Genomic DNA, 23105 nt, shown 5'->3' with positions numbered 1-23105 from the left:
TTTTTCAGGATGAGACAGACCAGATTGAGAGTGCCGAATACGCCGCCCAGTCCATCACAGATGCTTAAAAGCCTTTGCAATCAGCAAAATATACTGGGGTGAGTATATTTAAAAGCCCAGACTTTACGCGGACATTAGCCGTAAAATCACACATACTCCCCCTTATTGGCATATATCATGGAAAAACGCAGCCTCGATGGCATTACCTTAGAGCAAATTCTTCACCATCTGGTCGATCAGTACGGCTGGGAAGTATTAGGGCAAAAAATCCCGGTGCGCTGCTTCATTTCCGATCCGAGTGTAAAATCGAGCCTGAAATTTTTACGCAAAACGCCGTGGGCACGCGAAAAAGTCGAACAGCTATTTCTGCAATCCTGATCTGCGCTGACATTTGCGCCAAGCCGTGACAAACGCCGCACCTTCCCCGCCATCGCAAAAAAAGCCCTTGCCTGACAGAATTACTCAAGTTTGCTATACTTGATCAAAATGCTCAACAACTCAGGGCATTAAGGAATTTCTGTCTCAGGCACCAGGAGCTAGCGTATGCGCCTCACTACTAAAGGACGTTTTGCCGTTACGGCAATGATTGATCTGGCATTGCGTCAGGACAAGGGTCCTGTCACGCTCGCCGGCATCAGCCAACGTCAGGATATTTCCCTGTCCTATCTCGAACAGCTGTTTGGCAAACTGCGCCGACACGAAATCGTCGAGTCGGTACGCGGCCCCGGCGGCGGCTACAATCTTGCCCGCAAAGCACAACAGGTCACGGTGGCAGACATTATTATTGCCGTTGATGAGCCGCTCGATGCCACACAATGCGGCGGTAAAGGCAGTTGTCACGGCAGCGATCATGAAAATGGCCTGCACTGCATGACGCATGATTTATGGGCGACGCTGAACGCTAAAATGGTCGATTATCTTGACTCAGTTTCCCTGCAGGATCTGGTCAATCAGCAAAAACAGAAAATCTCGGAAAACCAGGTCGTTGTCGTGCGTCAGCCGCATGCCAATCACACTGCTACTTGAATATTTGGAGTCTTGAATGAATGCCCCTTTAGAACAAAGCCTGCTCGATACGCTGAAAACACCGCATTTTCCTATATACATGGATTACTCGGCGACGACCCCGGTTGATCCGCGCGTTGCAGACAAAATGATCCCGTTTTTGCGTGCCCAGTATGGCAATCCTGCATCCCGCAGTCACATGTACGGCTGGGATGCTGAAGCTGCGGTTGAAGAAGCACGCGGCAATGTCGCAGCACTGGTCAACGCTGACCCACGCGAAATCATCTGGACATCCGGCGCAACGGAAAGCAATAACCTTGCACTGAAAGGTGCAGCGCATTTCTATAAAGCCAAAGGTAAGCACATTATTACGGTGAAAACCGAGCACAAAGCTGTGCTCGATACTGTGCGCGAACTGGAACGTCAGGGTTTTGAAGCCACCTACCTGCAACCGCAGGACAATGGCCTGATCACAGTCGAGCAATTGAAAGCAGCAATCCGCCCCGATACGATTTTGGTGTCGGTGATGTGGGTGAATAATGAAATCGGCGTGGTTCAGCCTATCGCTGAAATTGGCGAACTGTGCCGCGAAAAAGGCATCGTTTTTCATTCAGACGCAGCACAGGCAACCGGCAAAGTTGAAATCGATCTGGAAAAAGTCAAAGTCGATCTGGTGTCTTTTTCTGCGCATAAAACGTATGGCCCAAAAGGCATAGGTGCCTTGTACATTCGCCGCAAACCACGCGTGCGCCTCGAAGCGCAAATGCATGGTGGCGGTCATGAACGCGGTTTCCGTTCCGGCACACTGGCTCCGCATCAATGCGTAGGCATGGGCGAAGCGTTCCGTATCGCTAAAGAAGAAATGCAAAGCGAGCTGGCACATGTACGTGCCATGCGTGATCGTCTGGCCAAAGGGCTGAATGAAATCGAAGAAACCTATGTGAATGGTGATATGGCGCACCGTGTTCCGCATAATCTGAACGTCAGCTTCAACTACGTTGAAGGTGAATCTCTGATCATGGCGGTCAAAGATATCGCCGTTTCATCCGGTTCCGCATGTACTTCCGCCAGCCTGGAACCATCGTATGTATTACGCGCACTGGGTCGCAGCGATGAACTCGCGCACAGCTCGATACGCTTTACGATCGGTCGTTTCACTACCGAAGAAGACATTGATTTCGCGATCAATCTGCTGAAAACCAAAGTAGAAAAACTGCGCGAATTATCACCACTGTGGGATATGTACAAAGAAGGCATCGATATCTCGACAATTCAGTGGGCAGCACACTAAGGCAACACGTTCATTAACGTATCCGGATTCTGGTGATATTGTTCGCCAGAGAGAACGAACAGTAAAAAATTCAGGAGCATCATCATGGCATACTCAGATAAAGTTTTAGATCACTACGAACATCCACGCAACGTCGGCGCATTTGAAAAAGGCGACGAAACGGTTGGCACCGGTATGGTAGGCGCACCTGCCTGCGGCGACGTAATGAAACTGCAAATCAAAGTTGGCGCGAATGGCGTGATTGAAGATGCGAAATTCAAAACCTACGGCTGCGGCTCTGCGATTGCTTCATCATCGCTCGTCACCGAATGGGTAAAAGGCAAAACGCTGGATCAGGCGCTGGAAATCAAAAATACCGCGATTGCAGAAGAACTTGCTTTGCCGCCGGTCAAGATCCACTGCTCAATTCTGGCGGAAGATGCGATCAAAGCTGCAGTGCTGGATTACAAAAACAAGCACGGCGCGCAATAAACAAACCAGCAGCGAAGCATCAATCAGTATCAACAACGCAGCATCAGGCTTGACTATAAATACGGCAGCGGTGCTGCCGTAGAGATTGGAAATACCATGGCAATCACACTGACAGAAAAAGCAGCAAAACACGTTTCCCGCTATATGGAGCGTCGCGGCAAAGGCATAGGCCTGCGCTTTGGCGTACGCACGACCGGTTGCTCAGGCATGGCGTATAAACTCGAATACGTTGATGAAGTCGGCAGTGATGATCAGGTGTTTGAATCGCACGGCGTCAAAGTGTTTGTCGACCCGAAAAGCCTGCCTTACATTGACGGCACTGAACTCGACTTCGCGCGCGAAGGCCTGAACGAAGGCTTTAAATTTTATAACCCGAATGTCAAGGATGAATGCGGTTGCGGTGAAAGCTTCCGGATTTAAGGTTTAGCATGCAAAATCATTTTGAGCTGTTTCAATTACCACAACAGTTCGCCGTAGATAGCGCACAACTCGACCGCGCTTATCGCGAAGTCCAGAACACCGTGCATCCGGACAAATTTGTGCAGGCCAGTGAAGCGGAAAAACGCGTTGCAATGCAATGGGCGACACACGCCAATGAAGCTTACCAGACGCTGAAAAAGCCGTTAAAACGCGCAACTTACCTCTGTCAATTACAGGGCGTTGATTTACAGACTGAATCCAATACGAGCATGCCCGCTGCATTTCTGATGCAACAAATGGAATGGCGCGAAACGTTCGAAGACGCGCGTCACACCAATAACATCAGCACCCTGCTTGCGCTCGAAAAAGAATTGCACGATGCACTGAAATCAGCGCTTCAACAAGTTGGCTCAGCGCTTGATGCGCAGGACTACAAGGCAGCGACGCTACATATCCGCACCTGCATGTTTTTGGAAAAATTCATCGCCGATATTGCAGCACTGGAAGAGTAAATCCGAATAACCCGCGCATTCTTTGCGCCCATCTGATGGCTTGCCATCCACGCATATAACACCATGGCTTTACTGCAGATTTCCGAACCCGGCATGTCCACCGCTCCACACCAGCACCGTCTGGCCGTCGGAATTGATCTTGGTACGACTAACTCTCTGGTCGCCACTGTACGCAACAGTATCCCCGAAGTATTAAACGATGAAGAGGGACGCCCTTTACTTCCTTCTGTCGTTCGCTATCTTCCGAATGGACATGCGCACATCGGCTTTAAAGCACAGGCAGAACAAAGTAACGACCCCAAAAATACGATAGCGTCAGTCAAACGTTTTATGGGACGTGGCCTGAAAGATATTAGCCACGCCGAAAATCTTCCGTATGACTTTATCGATGCGCCAGGCATGGTGCAACTCAGAACCATCGCCGGCATCAAAAGTCCGGTCGAAGTTTCCGCCCAGATACTCGCAACACTGCGCCAGCAAGCCGAAGATGCACTCGGCGATGATTTAGTCGGTGCCGTGATTACTGTTCCTGCTTATTTTGATGATGCGCAACGGCAGGCAACCAAAGATGCGGCCAAGCTGGCTGGCCTCAATGTATTGCGGCTGCTGAATGAGCCAACCGCGGCCGCGATTGCGTATGGACTGGATAATGCATCCGAAGGCACATATGCGGTCTATGACCTCGGCGGCGGCACTTTCGATATTTCGATACTGAAAATGAGCAAGGGTGTATTTGAAGTTTTATCGACCGGTGGCGACTCTGCGCTCGGTGGCGATGACTTTGACCATCGCCTGTTTTGCTGGATTTTGCAGGAATCCCAGTTAGCGCCTTTATCCGACGAAGATACCAGCACACTGATGATCAAGGCACGTGAAGCCAAAGAGATTTTGTCCAGCAAAACCAGCACTTACATCGATGCCAAACTGAATTCAGGCGAAAGCGTACATCTGCAGATCAGCGCCGCGCAATTCTCGGAAATGACGCAGAATCTGGTGTTAAAAACCGTCACACCTTGCCGCAAAGCGCTGCGCGATGCTGGTTTGTCGGCTGACGACATCGACGGCGTCGTGCTGGTCGGCGGTGCCACGCGTATGCCGCATGTGCGCAAAGCGGTAGGTGAATTTTTCCATACAACGCCGCTGGCCAATATCGATCCGGATAAAGTGGTCGCCCTCGGTGCTGCAATACAGGCCAATCTGCTGGCGGGTAATCGCGCTGCTGGCGATGACTGGTTGCTGCTGGATGTAATTCCTCTGTCGCTGGGCGTGGAAACCATGGGCGGACTGGCCGAAAAAGTCATTCCGCGCAATTCGACGATTCCTTGCGCCCGCGCGCAGGAATTCACGACATTCAAAGATGGCCAGACGGCGATGGCAATTCATATCGTACAAGGCGAACGTGAACTGGTCAGCGACTGCCGTTCATTGGCACGTTTCGAGTTACGCGGTATTCCACCAATGGCCGCAGGCGCCGCACGCATCCGCATTACGTATCAAGTTGATGCCGACGGCCTGTTATCGGTCTCAGCGCGTGAATTGCGCTCCGGCGTTGAAGCGACGATCACCGTCAAGCCTTCGTACGGCCTTGCCGACGACGACATCACGCGCATGTTGCAAGATTCGTTCAGTTCCGCTGATCAGGACATGCAACAAAGAGCATTGCGCGAAGAACAAGTGGAAGCAGAAAGAATTTTGCTGGCAACCCAATCCGCGTTAGAGGCAGATCGCCATCTGATTTCAGACGCAGAATACGATGCCATCTCGCAGTTGATGCAACAAGTAAAAAACCTGGCACAGCAAGACGATCATCAGGCTTTACACAACGCAATTACTGCTCTGGCGCATGGCACCGAAGAATTCGCCGCCCGTCGCATGGACCAGAGCGTACGTTCAGCACTGGCTGGAAAAAAACTTGACGAGATCGCCTGATTTTCGCCGCCTCGCCATCGGCTAACACTGACTAATACTGAGACTGACATGCCACAAATTATCGTTCTGCCCCACCCTCAACTCTGCCCGGAAGGCACTGTGATCGACGCGCCGGAAGGCAAATCACTGTGTGAGGCATTGGTTGAAAGCGATGTTGAAATCGAACATGCGTGTGAAATGTCATGCGCCTGCACCACCTGCCACGTGGTTATACGCGAAGGCTTCCAGTCACTGAATGCATCTTCTGACGATGAAGAAGACTTGCTCGACGCCGCCTGGGGGCTCGAAGCAACCTCGCGCCTGTCCTGCCAGGTCAAACTGGGTAAACAGGACATCACGATAGAGATTCCGAAATACACGATCAATCACGCTCGCGAAAATCATTAAACATCAGGTGAACGCCATGAAGTGGTCTGAGACACACCGTATTGCTGAAGCTTTATACGATCAATTTCCGGATATTGATCCGCTAACCTTGCGCTTCACCGATTTGCACAACCTGATCGTCGATCTTGCGGAGTTTGACGATGACCACGCCCGTGGCGGCGAAAAAGTCCTCGAAGCTATCCAGGCTGCCTGGATAGAAGAAGCCAAATAAAAGCTGTTTGTTGCTATCACAACGCAATGCATGTGAATTGCCCAAACAATCACATGCATGTCTTGCTCAAAAACAAAAAACCTCTTAATATTTCCTGATTGTCTACCGATTTGCCGATGCAAAATCATGCGTCTCCGGTCACCCGGTTGACTCGTCTGACATTGTGCTCAGGATCAATTCGCAACAAGCGCAACTGGCCCCGGCATTCCACACAACTGTGACGTTCAAGGACATAGTAATGCGGTTTCGAAACTTTCTTTCTTCTATCCGCAGCCGCATCACACTTCGCCTTGCCATTATCTTAGCGGTCGTTTTCGGTGTCGCAGTTCCTTCCGCCATTCTGGTTCCCTACCATCTGAGCACAATAGAAAGTGCAGCGCGGATTCGCAATAACGAAGATCACAATCGTCTGGTCGATATTTTGTCTGTGATCCTGAGCGAACCGTTATGGCAAATTACACCAGAAATCGCGAATATTTCCAGCGAAGTTGTTTACTCCGATCCGCGCGTTGCGAAGATCGAAGTCATCACCCTGCCAGACCGCAAAGAATTCATTAAAAATGACGTTCACATGCAAAACCAAGTGGGACCATTCACCAGCATGGTTCGTGAGATCAAGCACGGCGGCCAGGTCATCGGTGAGGTCAAACTGACACTTGCTGAAGATTTACTGCGCGAAAGCCTGCGCTCTGACTTCCGCCGTTATGTGACAACCGCCGTGCTCTCACTGTTTCTGGCAATCGTCTTTATTTTGATGGTATTGCAATGGCGTCTGGTGAAGCCAGTGCGCCTGCTGATGGACGAATCTGACCGCCTTGCCAATGGCGAACTCAACGCACCGATCACCCTCAATCGTGAAGACGAACTGGGCCACCTCGCCACCAGTCTGGAAGTAACCCGTCAGGCACTCAAGCGTTCATTTGGCGAACTCGAAATCAAAAACCAGCAATTACTAGAATACTCAGGCACGCTGGAATCCAAAGTACGGCAAAGAACGCAAGAGCTGGAGTCGGTCAATCGCAACCTTGAAGCCGCGCTGCACAATGTCAACACCGCGCAATCCGAGCTGGCCAGGGTAGAACGCATGGCAGCACTGGGTTCCATGGTCGCCGGGGTCGCACATGAACTTAATACGCCGCTGGGTAACTGTTTGCTCGTCGCCAGCACACTGGAAGAAGAAACCCGCCAGCTGTTGAAAATGGTGGAAGATAACCAGATCAGGCGTTCCGACCTGACCCGTTACGCCGCCACCGCGCTGGACTCGTCCAAACTGTTATTGCGCGGCTTGCAGCAATCTGCGCATCTGGTTGGTGACTTCAAACAAGTGGCGGTCGATCAGTCGAGTGCACAACGGCGCACGTTTGGCCTGAAGGTCACGCTGCAGGAATTATCCGCACTGCTGCATTCCAGTTTGCGCAAAACACCCTTCACGCTGGAACTCGATATTCCCGACGACATTCAGCTCAACAGCTATCCCGGCTTGCTGGGACAAGTGTTCACCAATCTCGTTAACAACTCTGTGATTCACGGGCTGGAAGGCCGCAGCCACGGCGTTATGCACTGCACTGCAGTCAAGCAAGGCGAGTTCGTTCTCATCATCTTTACCGATGACGGCAAAGGAATCCCTCCGGAAATCATCAACCGTATTTTCGAACCGTTTTTCACCACCAAGTTTGGTCAGGGCGGTAGTGGCCTGGGTCTGAGTATCACGTTTAACATTATCACCAATGTGCTTGGCGGCACGATCCATGTCACCAGCAAACCAGATCACGGTTCCCGCTTCGAAATCAGATTGCCCCTCGTCGCACCTGGCGACCCCGATTCCAACGATCCATTGCTGACAGAGCGTTAATCTGCCCAAAATATACTCCCCCCCAGTATATAAAAAGCCCCAATATTGACGCTGAGATTTAGCGGTTTTTAGTGATTTACCGGGGGAGTATCTGAAATACCTGCATTTCCCGTAGTACAACAGATGTTTGATCGTGTGCAGCGCAACAAATACCGTTGTTCATAGAACAGATACGAGCAGGCAAGTGTCTGGCTGATGTATACTGCTGCCTCATTTCATTCCGCTTTCACCTCATCTTTATGCGTCAATATCTGGAATTCATGCGTCACGTGCGCGATCACGGAACAAAAAAAACTGACCGTACCGGCACCGGCACGGTGTCCGTTTTCGGCTATCAGATGCGTTTTGACCTGAATGAGGGTTTTCCGCTGGTCACGACAAAAAAACTGCATCTGAAATCCATCGTGCATGAACTGATCTGGTTCCTGGCCGGATCAACCAATATCAAGTATCTCAAGGACAATGGCGTCTCCATCTGGGACGACTGGGCAGATCAGAATGGCGATCTCGGGCCCGTCTATGGCTCACAATGGCGCAACTGGCCAACGCCGGATGGCCAGCATATCGATCAGATTCAACAATTAATTGAACAGATCAAAAACAATCCTGACTCACGCCGCTTAATCGTTTCGGCATGGAATGTGGCCGATATTCCGCAGATGAAACTGCCACCTTGCCACGCGCTGTTTCAGTTTTATGTCGCCGACGGCAAGCTGTCCTGCCAGTTGTATCAGCGCAGTGCCGATATTTTCCTCGGGGTACCGTTTAATATCGCCTCGTATGCCCTGCTGACGCACATGATTGCGCAGCAAACGGGTCTTGGCGTTGGCGACTTTATCTGGACCGGTGGCGATTGTCACTTGTATTCGAATCACATGGAACAAGTTGACTTACAACTGTCGCGCGCGCCGCTACCGTTGCCGCAGCTGGTAATTCAGCGCCAGCCAGCATCGATTTTCGATTATAAGTTTGAGGATTTCGAATTCCGCAACTACGAATTCCATCCCCATATTAAAGCGCCAGTTGCGGTGTAACGAAAAAGAACAGAAAGTCATCAGCATGTCATCCATGACCATTATCGTTGCCACGGATAGCCAGTCAGGCATAGGGATCAACAACACCCTGCCCTGGCATTTGCCGGAAGATCTTGCGCATTTCAAACGGACAACCAGCGGTCATACCATCGTTATGGGACGCAAGACTTTTGAGTCCATCGGGCGACCACTGCCGAACCGGCGTAATATCGTCATCAGCCGCAATCCGGCATGGCAGCATGAAGGAGTGGAAACTTATCCTTCAATAACGGCAGCGCAAGCCGCATTGGATGGACAAGACGCCTTCATCATCGGTGGCGCGCAAATTTATCAGCAGGCATTACCGCTCGCCGATAAGTTAATTGTCACCGAAATCGGCCAGACATTTGCCTGCGACGCCTTCTTTCCGGCGATAGCGCCAGAGGCATGGAAAGAAACGCAACGCGAAGAGCATTTTTCAGAACAAAAACAATTACATTACGCATTCGTTACATACGAAAAAATTTAAAGGGAAACACAATGTCAGGACACGGCTTTCACGTACACGGCCCACATGACCATGAATTAGAGCATGCAGCGCATGGCAACGATGATTTTGCCAGCCGTATCGCGGTCATGACCGCGATTATGGCGACCGTCGGCGCCTTGTTTGGTTACGAAGGTGGCGCGACACAAAATGACGCAGCCATGTTTAAAAACGAAGCAGCGATCAAAAAAACCGAAGCAGCGAACCAATGGAATTTTTATCAGTCAAAATCGAGCAAGCAAAATCTGGCTGAACTCGCCATGGTATTGCCCGGTGCCGATGCAGAAAAATACAAAGCTAAGGTAGCCCGTTACGAAAGCGAGAAAGAAGCGATCAAGAAAGACGCTGAAAAGCTCGAAGCGGAATCGAAAGAGTGGGAAGAAAAATCAGAAAACGCCTTGCATCAGCACCATCGCTGGGCGCAGGCAATGACGGCGGTGCAGATTGCAATTTCGCTTGCTGCCATCACATTACTGACTAAAAAGAAATGGTTGCAATATGCCTCTTATGGTGTGGCCGGTATTGGTGTAGCGCTTGCCGGGCTCGCCTGGTTTCATATTTAATATTGAGAGATCAGAATGAAAAAACTTTTTAGCCTTATTTTACTGGTCAGTGCCTGTTCAGCGCAGGCGCAGACGGCAGAATTCGTCAATCTGGTGCCGGAAGCTTATTTACCTAAAGACGTTAACTTCTCGCTTGGTGGCGCAGTATTGTTCATCCCTAAATACAAAGGTTCCGATGAACACCGCGTTGCCGCTTATCCCCTGTTCGACGCGCAATGGAAAAATGGCGCGTTTTTCAGCGCATTCAACGGCCTGGGCTATAACTTCTCGAAAAACGCCAATTTGCAATACGGCCTGCGCATGTCGCTGGAAGCCGCGCGTGACGAATCCCGTTCTGGCAAATTGCGTGGACTCGGCGATGTCAGCACTGCGCTGGAGCCTGGTGCGTTCCTGAACTACTCGTTCAATCCGAATTATTCACTGGTGTCGTCGTTACGCTATGGTTCCGGCGTCGATCATAATGGTTTGCAAGTCAGCCTCGGTGCGCGCGCAACAACCGCGTTAAACAAAGATCACCGGATCTCAGCCAGCATCGGTGCGAACTGGGCTAATAGTCATTATGCGCAATCCTATTTCGGCGTGAATGCCCGTCAGTCGGCTGCCAGCGGTTACGCGCAGTTCACACCTTCCGCCGGCATTACCGATGTCCGCATCGGCGCCAGCTGGCACTGGACTATCGATACCAACTGGTCGCTGACGACTGGCGCCTCCATCAGCCGCTTGTCTGGTGATGCGGCGAAAAGCCCTTTCGTCTTTGACAAAACACCAGTCACCGTCTTCTCTGCAGCAAGTTATCGCTTCTGAGTTGTACGCATGCTGACAGCCAAAGTGAGTATCGCCAGCGGTACTCACTTTTTTCTTTTGAAGAGATGATTTTGATCAGAAGAACACGCTGCAAACGACCTTTTTTGATATCAGAAAATAGCAATATTCCGCAGTAAATGACAATCCCGTGAAATTACACTCCGATTGCTTAAAATCACTGTTTTTTTTCACATGACAGACCACATATCTGAGAGAATTCGCTTCTTTGAATTTTTCGGCGCGCAAGCGGTTGATTTAACTTGCCCAGGCGTCTCCCCCGTACCAGGCTTTTTTGGAGACCTCAATGAAATTCCGCTTCCCCATCGTCATCATTGACGAAGACTTCCGTTCTGAAAACACCTCAGGCCTCGGCATCCGCGCACTCGCCGATGCGATCGAAACTGAGGGCATGGAAGTGCTGGGTGTGACCAGCTATGGTGATTTGTCCCAGTTTGCGCAGCAGCAATCGCGCGCTTCTGCCTTTATTCTCTCGATTGATGATGAAGAGTTTGGCGGCGGCACCGACGAAGAGACCGATTACGCACTGAAATCGCTGCGCGCCTTCGTCGAAGAAATCCGCTATAAGAACGCGGATATCCCGATTTATCTGTACGGCGAGACACGTACATCCCGCCACATTCCGAATGATATCCTGCGCGAACTGCACGGGTTCATTCACATGTTTGAAGACACGCCGGAATTCGTCGCACGCCATATCATCCGTGAAGCGAAATCCTATCTGGATGGTTTATCACCACCGTTCTTTCGCGCGCTGGTGCATTACGCCAATGACGGTTCATATTCGTGGCACTGCCCGGGGCACTCAGGTGGCGTCGCCTTCCTGAAGTCACCGATAGGTCAGATGTTCCATCAATTTTTTGGTGAAAACATGCTGCGTGCCGACGTGTGTAACGCAGTTGAAGAGCTCGGTCAGTTGCTCGATCATACTGGCCCGGTTGCTGCATCCGAGCGCAATGCCGCACGCATTTTCAATGCTGATCACTGCTACTTCGTCACCAACGGCACGTCCACCTCGAACAAGATGGTATGGCATTCCACTGTGGCGCCCGGCGACATCGTGGTCGTTGACCGCAACTGCCATAAATCGATTTTGCATTCGATTATTATGTGCGGCGCGATCCCCGTTTTCCTGATGCCGACCCGCAATCACCTTGGCATTATCGGCCCGATTCCGCTGGAAGAATTCAGCATGGAAAGCATACGCCGCAAGATTGAGGCGAATCCGTTTGCACGCGAAGCGAAAAATAAGAAACCACGTATTCTGACCATTACACAATCGACCTACGATGGTGTGCTGTACAACGTCGAAGTTCTGAAAGACTTGCTGGATGGTGAAATCGACACTTTGCATTTCGACGAAGCCTGGTTGCCACATGCAACCTTCCATGAGTTCTACAAAGACATGCATGCGATAGGCAAGGATAGACCGCGCGCCAAGCAATCCATGATTTTCTCAACGCAATCGACACATAAATTGCTGGCGGGGATTTCTCAGGCATCGCAAATTCTGGTGCGCGAATCGCAGACGGTCAAACTGGATCGCGACAGCTTCAATGAAGCCTACCTGATGCATACCTCAACGTCACCGCAATACTCCATCATCGCCTCATGCGATGTGGCAGCCGCCATGATGGAAGCGCCGGGCGGCACTGCGCTGGTGGAAGAGTCGATTCTGGAAGCACTGGATTTCCGCCGTGCGATGCGTAAAGTCGATCAGGAATGGGGTAAAGACTGGTGGTTCCAGGTCTGGGGACCAGAAGAATTTTCTGATGACGGCATAGGCTCACGCGAAGACTGGGTGATCCGCGCGGAAGACAACTGGCATGGTTTTGGCAACCTCGCGTCGGGCTTTAACATGCTCGATCCGATCAAGGCAACCATCGTCACACCGGGCTTGTCGCTGGAAGGAAAATTTGGCGAAACCGGCATTCCGGCATCGATCGTCACCAAATACCTGGCGGAACACGGCGTGATTGTTGAAAAATGTGGCCTGTATTCCTTCTTCATCATGTTTACCATCGGCATTACCAAAGGTCGCTGGAACACATTGCTGACAGCATTGCAGCAGTTCAAAGATGATTACGATAAAAACCAGCCGATTTGGCGCATTTTGCCCGAGTTTGCGGCAGCAAACCCTCGCTATGAAGGCGCTGGGCTGAAAGACCTCTGCCAGGGCATTCATGAAGCCTACAAAGGCCATGATGTCGCACGCCTGACAACAGAAATGTATCTGTCTGATATGCAACCGGCGATGAAACCATCCGATGCATTTGCAATGATGGCGCACCGCGAAATTGAGCGTGTTTCTATTGATGAACTGGAAGGACGTGTCACCGCGATTCTGCTGACACCGTATCCACCGGGTATTCCGCTGCTGATTCCGGGCGAGCGTTTCAACCGCACTATCGTTGATTATCTGCGTTTCGTCCGCGACTTCAATGATCGCTTCCCCGGCTTTGAAACAGATTGCCATGGATTGGTCAAAGCAGAGCTGAATGGCAAATTGGGTTACTTTGTTGACTGTGTGAAACTCGGCGCAGAAAACGGCAAATAAACCTCACGCAAGCCCCGATAAAACATCAAAAGCACCTGAAAATCTTTCAATTTTCAGGTGCTTGTTTTATTGTTACATGCAATCATGTAACACCGGAATAACCGGGTGACCCGGCAGTAAAAGTAATACCTGCTGCCGATCACAGAATAACAATGCGCTGCGACCAATTGATGGAAATGACAGATGGGTGAAGTACAAGGATTAATGTCTCTGAAACATGCCGACGTTGCCATTGGCCAGACGATACACTGGCCCATTTACAATCAGGCTGGTCAAATATTATTTAAATCAGGCGTTCACATTGCGGATCAACAGCAATTGAATCATCTGTTAGAAGTCGGTTACTGCGATGCGAATAATTTGTGGGATAGTATCCCTTCAAAACTGCCAAGCCTCGAACAACTCGGTGCAAAGACCGTACCCGACACGACATCAAAACCAGCAGAAGAACTGAATAAAGAAACCATTGTCGAGCTCGACAGTGTGCGCTGGACCGTCGGCGAAATATTTCATCTGCAAACGCATGACCAGGCCGCAACTCGCTACACGGTCAGACTGATAGGCTATGTAAAAAATAAATCACTGCTTGTCACCGCGCCAACTATCGATGGGCGATCTGCGTCTATCCGTGAAGGACAGGCATTTATCATCCGTGCTTTCCCCGGCAAAAAAGCCTACGCATTTACCGCGAATCTGCTCAAATACGTGTACATGCCCTTTTCTTATCTGCACCTCAGCTATCCGAGACAGGTGCGCTCCACCACCATCCGCCAGGGCGCGCGTGCAACCGTCAGAATCATCGCATCTGTCACGATCGGTAATCCGGAACAAACTGCTGCCGCCACGCTGGGAGACCTCAGCATGGGCGGCACTTCCGGTGTAGTGAAAAAATCCATAGGAAAAAAAGGCGATGTCGGTGTCATCAAATTCAAAGTCAACGCCGCTGGCAACGATGAGTATCTGGTGCTGGACGTAATTCTGCGTTCGGTGGCCATCACCGAAACCGGTGAAGAATTCCGTCTCGGTTTCGAGTTTATTAATCTGACACCGCAGTCCAGATTAATTTTGTCTGCGTTTGTGCATCAGACACTGGCAGAGATGGATTAAGTTCCGCATAGTCAAGGCCACAAAATAAAAACGGACGGGTTAAATCACCGTCCGTTTTTTTCAAATGTGCCAGAGAATGGCGATTACATCAGGTTTTTGGCAAAGTCACGCCATGCTGCCCCTGATATTTTCCGCCGCGATCTTTGTAAGACGTTTCGCATACTTCATCGCTTTCGAAAAACAAGACCTGGGCACAACCTTCGCCGGCATAAATCTTGGCTGGCAGCGGCGTGGTATTCGAGAATTCCAGCGTCACGTAGCCTTCCCATTCAGGCTCAAACGGCGTCACATTAACGATAATGCCGCAGCGCGCGTAGGTTGATTTGCCGAGGCAGATCGTCAGCACATTGCGCGGAATACGGAAATACTCCATTGTCCGTGCCAGCGCAAATGAATTTGGCGGAATAATGCAAACATCACCTTTAAAATCGACAAACGATTTTTCATCGAAATTTTTCGGGTCGACGATAGTGCTGTTGATATTGGTGAAGATTTTGAATTCGTCGGCACAACGGATATCGTAGCCATATGATGACGTGCCGTAGCTGACGATGCGCTGACCGTCACGCTCGCGCACCTGACCAGCCTCAAACGGCTCGATCATGTTCGTCGATTCCGCCATCCGGCGTATCCATTTATCTGATTTGATACTCATGCAAAATCTCCTGCCCGATTGATATTGGGTGGAATTTTACGCGAAATCGCCCCGTGAATTAAGCTTATTACATGCGCTGCCCTGCAGAAAACGCGTGTCGCGACGATCAGACGCCGCAAACCGCGTCAGATGCCGCCTGCGCCGCAAGCGTTTTTGCTTCTTCAACGCGCATGCCAGCGGGGAGTTGCACTTTATTTTTTACAGCGGTCATTTCCGCCAGAATGGAAATCGCAATCTCAGCCGGTGTCTTGCTACCGATATACAAACCGACCGGGCCATGCAATTTTGCGAGTTGCGCTTCGCTGACATCAAACTGTTTCAAACGCTCACGCCGCTTTGCATTGTTCAGACGGGAGCCGATTGCACCGACATAAAACGCCTCAGTCTTTAATGCTTCCATCAGCGCCAGATCATCGAGTTTAGGATCATGCGTCAAGGCCACCACAGCGCTACGGCTGTCGAGTTGCATCTCCAGCACAAGATCATCCGGCATCGCATGGACGACTTGCACACCATCCACCTGCCAGCCAACACGATATTCTTCGCGTGGATCGCACACCGTCACCTGATAATCCATGCCGACGGCAATGCTCGCCAGAAAACGTGATAACTGACCAGCACCGATAATCAGCAAGCGCCAACGCGGGCCATGCACCGTGATCAGGCGTTCTGGTGTCAGCACCAATTGCGTATGCGCATCGGCTTTACTCAGTGTTACAGCACCCGACGCGAGATCTAATTCACGCGTTGTCAGTTCATGGTCAGAGAGCCTGTCGAGCAATTCGCCTATCTTGCTGCTGTCCGCCAACGGCTCTATCGCCAGTTGTATCGTGCCGCCACACGGCAAGCCAAAACGATGCGCCTCATCGGCGGAAATGCCGTAAGTAACAATTTCAGGAGCATTACGGGTAATGCCATGCTGCTGAACACGGGCAATCAGATCATCCTCAATGCAACCACCGGAAACCGAGCCGATGACGCACCCATCTTCGCAAATGCCCAGCATAGCCCCCTCAGGACGCGGGCTGGAACCCCAGGTTTTGATGACCGTCACCAGCTCGCAACGACGCCCGCTTTTCACCCAGGCATCACAGGATTTGAGCACTTCGAGATCGACACTATCCATATTTTTTGTTCATGGTGTTAAGATATCAGTCCGGCACCTTCTCGCGGAACCAGAGATGTCTGCAACGGTGATCGTGTGACGATGACCGTTGTCATTGAAACTGAAGAAGCTAAAAAAAACTAAAGAAACTCAGCTTATTTTTTATACGAAGGGAAAAACAATTGCTGGCCATCGACTTTATAGTCGGCAATTTTCTTCTGGCCTTCTGCTGACGTCATCCATTCGATCAGGCTGTTCGCGCCGCGAATATTGATGTCTTTGTACTTCGCAGGATTGACTGCAATGATGCCATAGGGATTAAACATCTTCGCGTCGCCCTCGACCTGCACAGCTAATCCTGTCTTCGCTTTATACGCGCCGTAAGTCGCGCGATCAGTCAGTGTATAAGCCTGCATCTGCGCTGCCATTGTCAGCACTTCGCCCATCCCCAGACCGGCAGATACATAGGCGCTGCCAGCAGGTTTCACACCCGCTTCTTTCCAGTACGCCTGCTCCATCTGATCGGTGCCGGAATTATCGCCACGGGAAATAAATTTCGCTTTGCTGGCCACCAGTTTGCGCAAAGCGTTGATCACATCTTTGCTGCCTTTCAGACCAGCCGGATCTGCCACCGGGCCGACGATAATGAAGTCGTTATACATCACGTCGCGGCGATTAATACCATGGCCTTCGGCAATGAATTTATCTTCCGCCGCGCGCGCATGCACTAAGGTCACATCCACGTCGCCATTTTTCGCCAGCTCCAGCGCCTTGCCTGTGCCGACGGAAATCACATGCACCTTCATGTGCGTTTTCGCTTCAAAATCCGGCAAAATGGCTTTCAGTAATCCGGAATTTTCGGTGCTGGTCGTGGTCGACAAGCGCAACACTTCCTGCGCGCTGATCTGCGCCTGAGCGCCCAGCAAAGTCAGTGAAATAGCGAGGATAAGACGTTTCATGATTTCTCCTGTAAATGAGTGCGGGTATTTTCTCACGAAACCCGGTTTCCCTCGCGGGAGCGGTATCGTGCGAAAACACATAAAAAATGGGCGGATTTCGTCGGTTAAATTTTCTGTTACACCGATTTTTGGGGGAGTATCTGCCTATTTTGCCTTTATGTCCGCATAAACAAAGGGGCTTTCAATATACTGGGGGGAGTATATTTTGGCACTTTTCGGCACCATCCGGCATCATTCTGCACTATTCGGCGCGATCAGACAGTGGCCAGAGCAAGATCTGGGAGGCTGACAGCAGCCTGTAGTTACAAGCCGGTCCGCACCTCGTCGTCATCGATCGCGGCGAAACGCGGCACGAGTACACCATCCACTTCCACCATTTCAAAAAATACCGCCTTCGGACGCGTCCAGATACTGCCATTGTGTGAACGGTAAACGATCACGGGGCCGAGATCCGATTCTTGTATTGCTTCGCAGACCAATTCGTACACACCACCTTTGTAGTGCCGGTATTTTTGTGGCTGGGTCATCGTCAGAGCTCTTTCATCAATTCAACATCAGGCCGCGATTATGCCTCGTCTGCCGCAACTCTGCCGATGCCAACCCGCTGCACACTCACACCGCAGCAAACTGCTTTTTCAAAAATGCCGGCACCTTGGCAGCACTGAGCTGATTCACTGCGATCAGCAATTGCGGATCAATCGCCGCAACGGCATAACGGCGGCGCAGTTCTTCTGCGACATGCAGCATCAGTGCAGCAGTGACTTCGGCATCGGCCTCGGCTCTGTGCGCAGCACCCTGAAAACGGATGCCCAATGCTGCCGCAAGTCGCCCCAGCGAATAACTCGCCATACCGGGGAAAATCCGCCGCGCCAGCTTGACCGAGCAGACCAGCCCATCATGCTCAGGCCACAAACCCTGGCGATCACTTTCGGCCTTCAGAAATTTTTCATCGAAACTCGCATTGTGCGCAACCAGGGTGTCGTTGCCAATAAAATCCACCAACGCTGGCATCACCTCACTGACCGCTGGAGCGCGATCCACCATCGTTTGCGTAATCCCGGTCAGCTCGGTAATGAAATACGGAATCCGTACTCCGCAGTTAATCAACGACACATAACGATCAATGACTTCGCCACCCACCACGCGTAAAGCCGCGACTTCAGTCACCCGACCGCCCTGCTCCGGACTCATGCCCGAGGTTTCAAAGTCGATCACGACTATCGCTTGTGCAAACATATTTTTTATTCACCGGAACTAAAATTGTGTAAGAGTATCTATCAATATCATTATTGTGTGCCCCGATGCATCCACACACACCGGGCAGCAGCGCCAGAAGAAATAGAACTTAAAAAGCTTCCCACCCATGCACAGCTGCCCGATATTGTAATCGCTGATGCAGCGCGGTTCTGCATACAATAATAATGAACAATAATGATCTCATTCATCACGACAGCGCCACAGCTATCGTGTGAACAAAAAACAAAGCCAGACGCCATTCATGCGCAAGAATTTTTTACAACGGCGATTTTCGCTGCCAGCCAACGATCTTTTACGGGACCTGATCTACCGTCGTTTGTGGACGTCGATACTGATCAGCTCGTTTGGCGCACAGATCACCATGCTGGCGTTGCCACTGACCGCCGCCGTCATGCTCAATGCCAGCGCCAGCCAGATGGGCATACTGACGATGATGGAAACGCTGCCGTTTGTATTGCTGTCGCTGCCGACCGGGGTCTGGCTGGATCGCATGCGCAAGCTGCCGGTGTATATTGCGGGCGAAACCATCATAGGATTGGCCGTCATCAGTGTACCGGTGGCCTGGTGGCTGGGCATGGTGAACATGCGCTGGCTGTATGTCGTCGGTTTCATCATCGGTATGGTCAATACCATGGCAGGAACCGCTGCACAAATCGTTCTGACGCAAATCGTACCGCGCGAACGTCTGGTCGAAGCCCATGCAAAAAATGCGCTGGCAACCTCCGGCGCTGAAGTTGCCGGCCCCGCCACCGCAGGTGCCTTAATCAAACTACTCGGTGCACCGCTTGCGCTGATCGCCGACGCCGCTTTACTGATCAGCTCGGCGATGATACTGCGTGGAATCAAAGTCACCGAAAACCGCCCGGTTGCCAAGGATGCAGCATTCTGGCGCGACCTGAAAGCTGGCGTCCATTTCGTTGCTAAAAAACCCCTGTTACTGGCGCTGGCCGCAACTGTCGGCGGCTGGCAGCTTTGCTACAACGCCGCCTTAGTCGTGCAGATTTTGTATGCGACCCGCATCCTCGGTTTATCAGAGCAAACCGTCGGTCTGAGCTACATGGGTATGGGCTTGGGTACCATCCTTGCCAGTGTTTATGGTTATCGCATCAGCCGCGCGATCGGCCCCGGGCCTTGTATGGTGCTGGGTATCACGATCTGCGGCGCAGGCTGGAGTTTGCTGGCTATCGCGCCAGTCAATCATTGGGGTATTGCGGCATTCGCTTTAATGCTGATGTGTTTTTCTGTCGGTGCGGTGCTGATATTCATTAACTTCCTCGCTTTACGTCAGGCCGTCACCCCTGAGCCTATGCTGGGGCGCATGACCAGCACCATGCGCTGGCTGATCCTGTTACCCGCAGGCCCCGGTGCTCTGATCGGTGGCTGGATGGGCGAACACGCAGGTCTGCATTATTCACTGGCATTCGCAGGCGTTACCGCACTGCTGCTGGCAGCATTCGCGTGGCGCAATCCTATTATTCGTGGCATCAGTGTTTTACCAACGCTAAGCCCGCAGGAAGAAAGGCAGTCGTTGTGATCAGGTGTGCTCAGGGGGATCGCTCAATGTCGCATAGTGAATATTTATCAGCACTACGCGCATACGATTGCGCAGAAAAGAAAAAAGGCGTGATAATGCGCAATCAGTGTTTATTGATTATCGTTTAAGAATAATGCAACAACGATAAGCAATTTCAGGCGGGCCCGGGGGAATAAAGCAATACGGGCTCTTCATTGACAATAAAAAAGGTAATTCAATGCCAAAAGAAACGTCAGCTTCTTCATTCAAGCCGTACATACCGGCATCGGCACAACTACCGGAAATGACAGCACGCGCTTTAATCATGGGCGTCATTCTCGGTATGATCTTTGGTGCGTCGTCGCTGTATCTGGTACTCAAAGTCGGCTTAACGGTCAGCGCATCGATTCCGGTCGCCGTCATCGCCATCACGCTATTCCGCCTGTTTAATAAGTTCGGCGGTAAAGATTCAACCATTCTTGAAAACAGTATTACGCAGACCGCCGGTTCTGCCGGTGAATCACTGGCGTTTGGTCTTGGTGTCACCATGCCAGCCATTCTGATTTTGGGTTTTGATCTGGAAATTTCGCGCGTGATGCTGGTGGGCTGCCTCGGTGGCTTGCTGGGTATTCTGATGATGATTCCTATGCGCCGGACAATGATCGTCGAAAAGCACGGCGAACTGAAATATCCGGAAGGCACAGCATGTGCGGAAGTATTAAAAGCCGCGGCAACCGATACTTCACGCGAAGCAGCCGGAGAAAGCAGCAACCCGCATGCACAGGACGATGCCAATCGCCGCGCTAAAATTATCTTTGCGGGTTTCGGCATAGGCTTGTTGTACAAAATTGCAAACGTTGCGTTTAAAGGCTGGAAAGACACACCGGAAGTCACGTTCGGCGCACCACTCAAAGCTGGTTCGCTGGGTGCGGAAGTGTCGCCAGAATTACTCGGCGTCGGCTATATCATCGGCCCGCGCATTGCCGCCGTCATGGCAGCGGGTGGCGTCATGTCTTACCTGTTGCTGATCCCGATGATCAAATTTTTCGGCGACGCACTGCTAACGCCTCTGGCACCTGCAACCAAACTCATCAGCGAGATGAGTCCGCATGATATTCGCAGCGCCTATATTCTTTACATCGGTGCCGGTGCAGTTGCGGCGGGCGGGCTGATCAGTCTGATACGCGCAATGCCAACCATCTGGCGCAGCCTGTCGGCTGGTCTGGCTGGCATGCGTAATGGTAAAAGCGATGCCGCGACAACACTGCGTACAGACCAAGATATTCCGATGAAATGGGTCGTGATCGGCGCACTCGCGATCATTGCCATCATCACTTTCGCCACACCGCTGCACATGAATTTTCTCGGTGCTTTGCTGATACTGGTATTCGGCTTTCTGTTTGTCACCGTATCTTCACGCCTTACTGGTGAGATCGGCTCCTCATCTAATCCGATTTCCGGCATGACGGTGGCCACGCTGTTATTCACTTGTCTGATTTTCTTGTTGATGGGCTGGACCGGTGGTCAGTATTACGTCACGGCCTTGTCAGTCGGCGCGATTGTCTGTATCGCATCGAGCAACGGTGGTACGACTTCACAAGACTTAAAAACCGGCTATCTGGTGGGTTCAACGCCACGCCTGCAGCAATACGCGATTCTGGCCGGTGCCCTTTCTTCAGCGCTGATACTCGGCCCTATTCTGTTGAAACTGAATGATGCGGGTACCGTCTACGTCCCTGCCGCACAGGTCGCACCGGCATTGAGCACCGACGCCAGCAAACTGACGGAAACCGCCAGTTTGCAAGGTCCGCAGGCAGAGCAGGATAAAGCGAGTTACAAAGTCTGGCACAAAACCGATACGGTTGGCGGCCCGGCAGGTAAATATCTGGTCGATAACGCAGGCAAAGCTGTATATCTGGTTGATCCGGGTATCAATGGTGCTTACAACAAGCGCCCGGACGGTACGGAAGTCAAGAAATATGATGCGCCGAAAGCCGTACTGATGTCTTACATCATCAAGGGTATACTTGATCAGCAACTGCCGTGGACACTGGTCTTGTTTGGCGTCATGATCGCACTGGTACTGGAAATGGCGGGTATTCCTTCGCTGGCCTTTGCCGTCGGTGTCTATCTGCCGTTATCTTCGTCTGCACCTTTGTTTATCGGCGGCATGATACGGTGGCTGGTGGATCGCCGTAACAACAAACTCGATCAGTATAAATCGCTGAATGAGGAAGAAATGCAGGCCGCTGGAGACCGCAGTTCTGGTGTCTTGCTTTCCTCCGGCTATATCGCGGGTGGTGCGCTGGCGGGCATCGTGATTGCATTTACTGCGGGTATTCTGACCGGTTTCGACAAAGCAATTGGTGATTGGGCTACTGCACACAATCCTTTCTTTGAGGGCGCTTACGCGAATGGATTAACGCTGATCCCGTATGCCGTCATCATTGTTACCCTGTATCTGGTTGCCCGTGAAAAGAATGTAAAAGCAAGCTGACCAGCCAGACTTAAGCCAGCTCTGAACCGAGCGACGAAAAAATTAAAAGGACTTAAATCTATGTTGATTTAAGTCCTTTTCCATTGGCATAGTCAGCACGCTTCTTCGTCCGGAAATTTGCCAGTACAATGACAGCCACACCAATTTAAAATTAAATTCATGTCCACCACACCCATCCTCGATTGCAAAAATCAAGCCGTCGCTATCGGCGATATTGTCCGTGTCATCACACTCAGTAAAAAATTTATTAATAATTTCCCCGAAGACGAGCGCATCTTAATTGAATCAATGATCGGGCAATTTTTCAAAGTGATCGATCTGGATGAAGACGGTTATCCGTGCGTTATGCGGGAATGGCACGATGAGCGCGGCATACTGCAAACGCATGTCATCGCTTTGGATTCCGAAGAAATGGAAAAGGTGTGAATCTGC

At 51.2% G+C, this 23105-nt stretch carries 24 protein-coding genes; 19 read left to right on the top strand and 5 right to left on the bottom strand.

Annotated elements, in window-relative coordinates; genetic code table 11:
* Positions 1-177 precede the first annotated feature (177 nt).
* The 16 genes from Undi14_RS16000 to Undi14_RS15925 all read left to right on the top strand — a co-directional run bounded on the left by Undi14_RS16000 (position 178) and on the right by Undi14_RS15925 (position 14687).
* Positions 178-378 carry a VF530 family DNA-binding protein gene (locus Undi14_RS16000; RefSeq protein WP_186883595.1) on the top strand — a complete coding sequence of 67 codons (201 nt, stop codon included), beginning with the start codon at positions 178-180 and terminating at the stop codon, positions 376-378.
* A gap of 165 nt (positions 379-543) precedes the next feature.
* Positions 544-1026 carry a Fe-S cluster assembly transcriptional regulator IscR gene (iscR, locus tag Undi14_RS15995; RefSeq protein WP_186883596.1) on the top strand — a complete coding sequence of 161 codons (483 nt, stop codon included), beginning with the start codon at positions 544-546 and terminating at the stop codon, positions 1024-1026.
* Positions 1027-1042: 16 nt separating this feature from the next.
* Complete coding sequence (locus Undi14_RS15990) at positions 1043-2296, top strand: IscS subfamily cysteine desulfurase (RefSeq protein ID WP_186883597.1); 1254 nt, start codon at positions 1043-1045, stop codon at positions 2294-2296.
* A gap of 84 nt (positions 2297-2380) precedes the next feature.
* On the top strand, positions 2381-2767 hold the full coding sequence (iscU, locus tag Undi14_RS15985; protein WP_186883598.1) for a Fe-S cluster assembly scaffold IscU: 387 nt from the start codon (positions 2381-2383) through the stop codon (positions 2765-2767).
* A gap of 96 nt (positions 2768-2863) precedes the next feature.
* On the top strand, positions 2864-3187 hold the full coding sequence (gene iscA / locus Undi14_RS15980) for an iron-sulfur cluster assembly protein IscA (protein WP_186883599.1): 324 nt from the start codon (positions 2864-2866) through the stop codon (positions 3185-3187).
* An 8-nt stretch (positions 3188-3195) separates the two neighbouring features.
* On the top strand, positions 3196-3699 hold the full coding sequence (hscB, locus tag Undi14_RS15975) for a Fe-S protein assembly co-chaperone HscB (RefSeq protein ID WP_200181482.1): 504 nt from the start codon (positions 3196-3198) through the stop codon (positions 3697-3699).
* 63 nt (positions 3700-3762) lie between these two features.
* Positions 3763-5628 carry a Fe-S protein assembly chaperone HscA gene (gene hscA / locus Undi14_RS15970; RefSeq protein ID WP_200181481.1) on the top strand — a complete coding sequence of 622 codons (1866 nt, stop codon included), beginning with the start codon at positions 3763-3765 and terminating at the stop codon, positions 5626-5628.
* 48 nt (positions 5629-5676) lie between these two features.
* A complete protein-coding gene (fdx, locus tag Undi14_RS15965; protein WP_186883602.1) occupies positions 5677-6015 on the top strand; it encodes an ISC system 2Fe-2S type ferredoxin in 339 nt (112 codons plus the stop codon).
* A gap of 16 nt (positions 6016-6031) precedes the next feature.
* Complete coding sequence (gene iscX / locus Undi14_RS15960) at positions 6032-6226, top strand: Fe-S cluster assembly protein IscX (protein WP_186883603.1); 195 nt, start codon at positions 6032-6034, stop codon at positions 6224-6226.
* A gap of 238 nt (positions 6227-6464) precedes the next feature.
* Positions 6465-8078, top strand: coding sequence for a sensor histidine kinase (locus Undi14_RS15955; RefSeq protein WP_200181480.1), 1614 nt, complete (start codon positions 6465-6467; stop codon positions 8076-8078).
* A gap of 239 nt (positions 8079-8317) precedes the next feature.
* Positions 8318-9112, top strand: coding sequence for a thymidylate synthase (locus Undi14_RS15950; RefSeq protein ID WP_186898326.1), 795 nt, complete (start codon positions 8318-8320; stop codon positions 9110-9112).
* A gap of 25 nt (positions 9113-9137) precedes the next feature.
* On the top strand, positions 9138-9620 hold the full coding sequence (locus tag Undi14_RS15945) for a dihydrofolate reductase (protein ID WP_200181479.1): 483 nt from the start codon (positions 9138-9140) through the stop codon (positions 9618-9620).
* 11 nt (positions 9621-9631) lie between these two features.
* On the top strand, positions 9632-10201 hold the full coding sequence (locus Undi14_RS15940; RefSeq protein WP_186883607.1) for a DUF4337 domain-containing protein: 570 nt from the start codon (positions 9632-9634) through the stop codon (positions 10199-10201).
* Positions 10202-10216: 15 nt separating this feature from the next.
* Positions 10217-11005, top strand: a complete 789-nt coding sequence (locus Undi14_RS15935) for a MipA/OmpV family protein (protein WP_200181478.1) — start codon at positions 10217-10219, stop codon at positions 11003-11005.
* Positions 11006-11309: 304 nt separating this feature from the next.
* The gene (locus tag Undi14_RS15930; RefSeq protein WP_186883609.1) at positions 11310-13580 is read left to right on the top strand and encodes an arginine/lysine/ornithine decarboxylase; all 2271 of its coding nucleotides are present in this window, start codon (positions 11310-11312) and stop codon (positions 13578-13580) included.
* Positions 13581-13763: 183 nt separating this feature from the next.
* Positions 13764-14687, top strand: a complete 924-nt coding sequence (locus Undi14_RS15925; RefSeq protein ID WP_200181477.1) for a flagellar brake protein — start codon at positions 13764-13766, stop codon at positions 14685-14687.
* Between the two features lie 88 nt (positions 14688-14775).
* Here Undi14_RS15925 and dcd read toward each other — a convergent pair whose 3' ends face one another.
* The 5 genes from dcd to Undi14_RS15900 all read right to left on the bottom strand — a co-directional run bounded on the left by dcd (position 14776) and on the right by Undi14_RS15900 (position 18642).
* Positions 14776-15342 carry a dCTP deaminase gene (gene dcd / locus Undi14_RS15920; protein WP_186883611.1) on the bottom strand — a complete coding sequence of 189 codons (567 nt, stop codon included), beginning with the start codon at positions 15340-15342 and terminating at the stop codon, positions 14776-14778.
* Between the two features lie 106 nt (positions 15343-15448).
* Positions 15449-16468 carry an XdhC family protein gene (locus Undi14_RS15915; protein WP_200181475.1) on the bottom strand — a complete coding sequence of 340 codons (1020 nt, stop codon included), beginning with the start codon at positions 16466-16468 and terminating at the stop codon, positions 15449-15451.
* Between the two features lie 134 nt (positions 16469-16602).
* Positions 16603-17406: a substrate-binding domain-containing protein gene (locus Undi14_RS15910; RefSeq protein WP_200181473.1), complete on the bottom strand. Its 804-nt coding sequence runs from the start codon at positions 17404-17406 to the stop codon at positions 16603-16605.
* A gap of 302 nt (positions 17407-17708) precedes the next feature.
* Positions 17709-17933 (bottom strand): DUF1653 domain-containing protein, encoded by a 225-nt coding sequence (locus tag Undi14_RS15905; protein ID WP_200181470.1) that lies wholly within the window; start codon positions 17931-17933, stop codon positions 17709-17711.
* Between the two features lie 85 nt (positions 17934-18018).
* A complete protein-coding gene (locus Undi14_RS15900) occupies positions 18019-18642 on the bottom strand; it encodes a PolC-type DNA polymerase III (protein ID WP_200181468.1) in 624 nt (207 codons plus the stop codon).
* Positions 18643-18904: 262 nt separating this feature from the next.
* Between Undi14_RS15900 and Undi14_RS15895 the strand changes: the two genes are divergently transcribed.
* The 3 genes from Undi14_RS15895 to Undi14_RS15885 all read left to right on the top strand — a co-directional run bounded on the left by Undi14_RS15895 (position 18905) and on the right by Undi14_RS15885 (position 23099).
* The gene (locus Undi14_RS15895; RefSeq protein WP_200181466.1) at positions 18905-20197 is read left to right on the top strand and encodes an MFS transporter; all 1293 of its coding nucleotides are present in this window, start codon (positions 18905-18907) and stop codon (positions 20195-20197) included.
* 217 nt (positions 20198-20414) lie between these two features.
* Positions 20415-22673, top strand: a complete 2259-nt coding sequence (locus tag Undi14_RS15890) for an OPT family oligopeptide transporter (RefSeq protein WP_200181463.1) — start codon at positions 20415-20417, stop codon at positions 22671-22673.
* Positions 22674-22832: 159 nt separating this feature from the next.
* Complete coding sequence (locus tag Undi14_RS15885; RefSeq protein WP_186883616.1) at positions 22833-23099, top strand: hypothetical protein; 267 nt, start codon at positions 22833-22835, stop codon at positions 23097-23099.
* Positions 23100-23105 lie beyond the last annotated feature (6 nt).

It is taken from the genome of Undibacterium sp. 14-3-2, from assembly GCF_016595265.1.
GTDB classification, from domain to species: domain Bacteria; phylum Pseudomonadota; class Gammaproteobacteria; order Burkholderiales; family Burkholderiaceae_D; genus Undibacterium; species Undibacterium aquatile.
The sequence above is the reverse complement of the archived record's forward strand: the minus strand, read 5'-3'. Positions and strand labels throughout refer to the sequence as shown.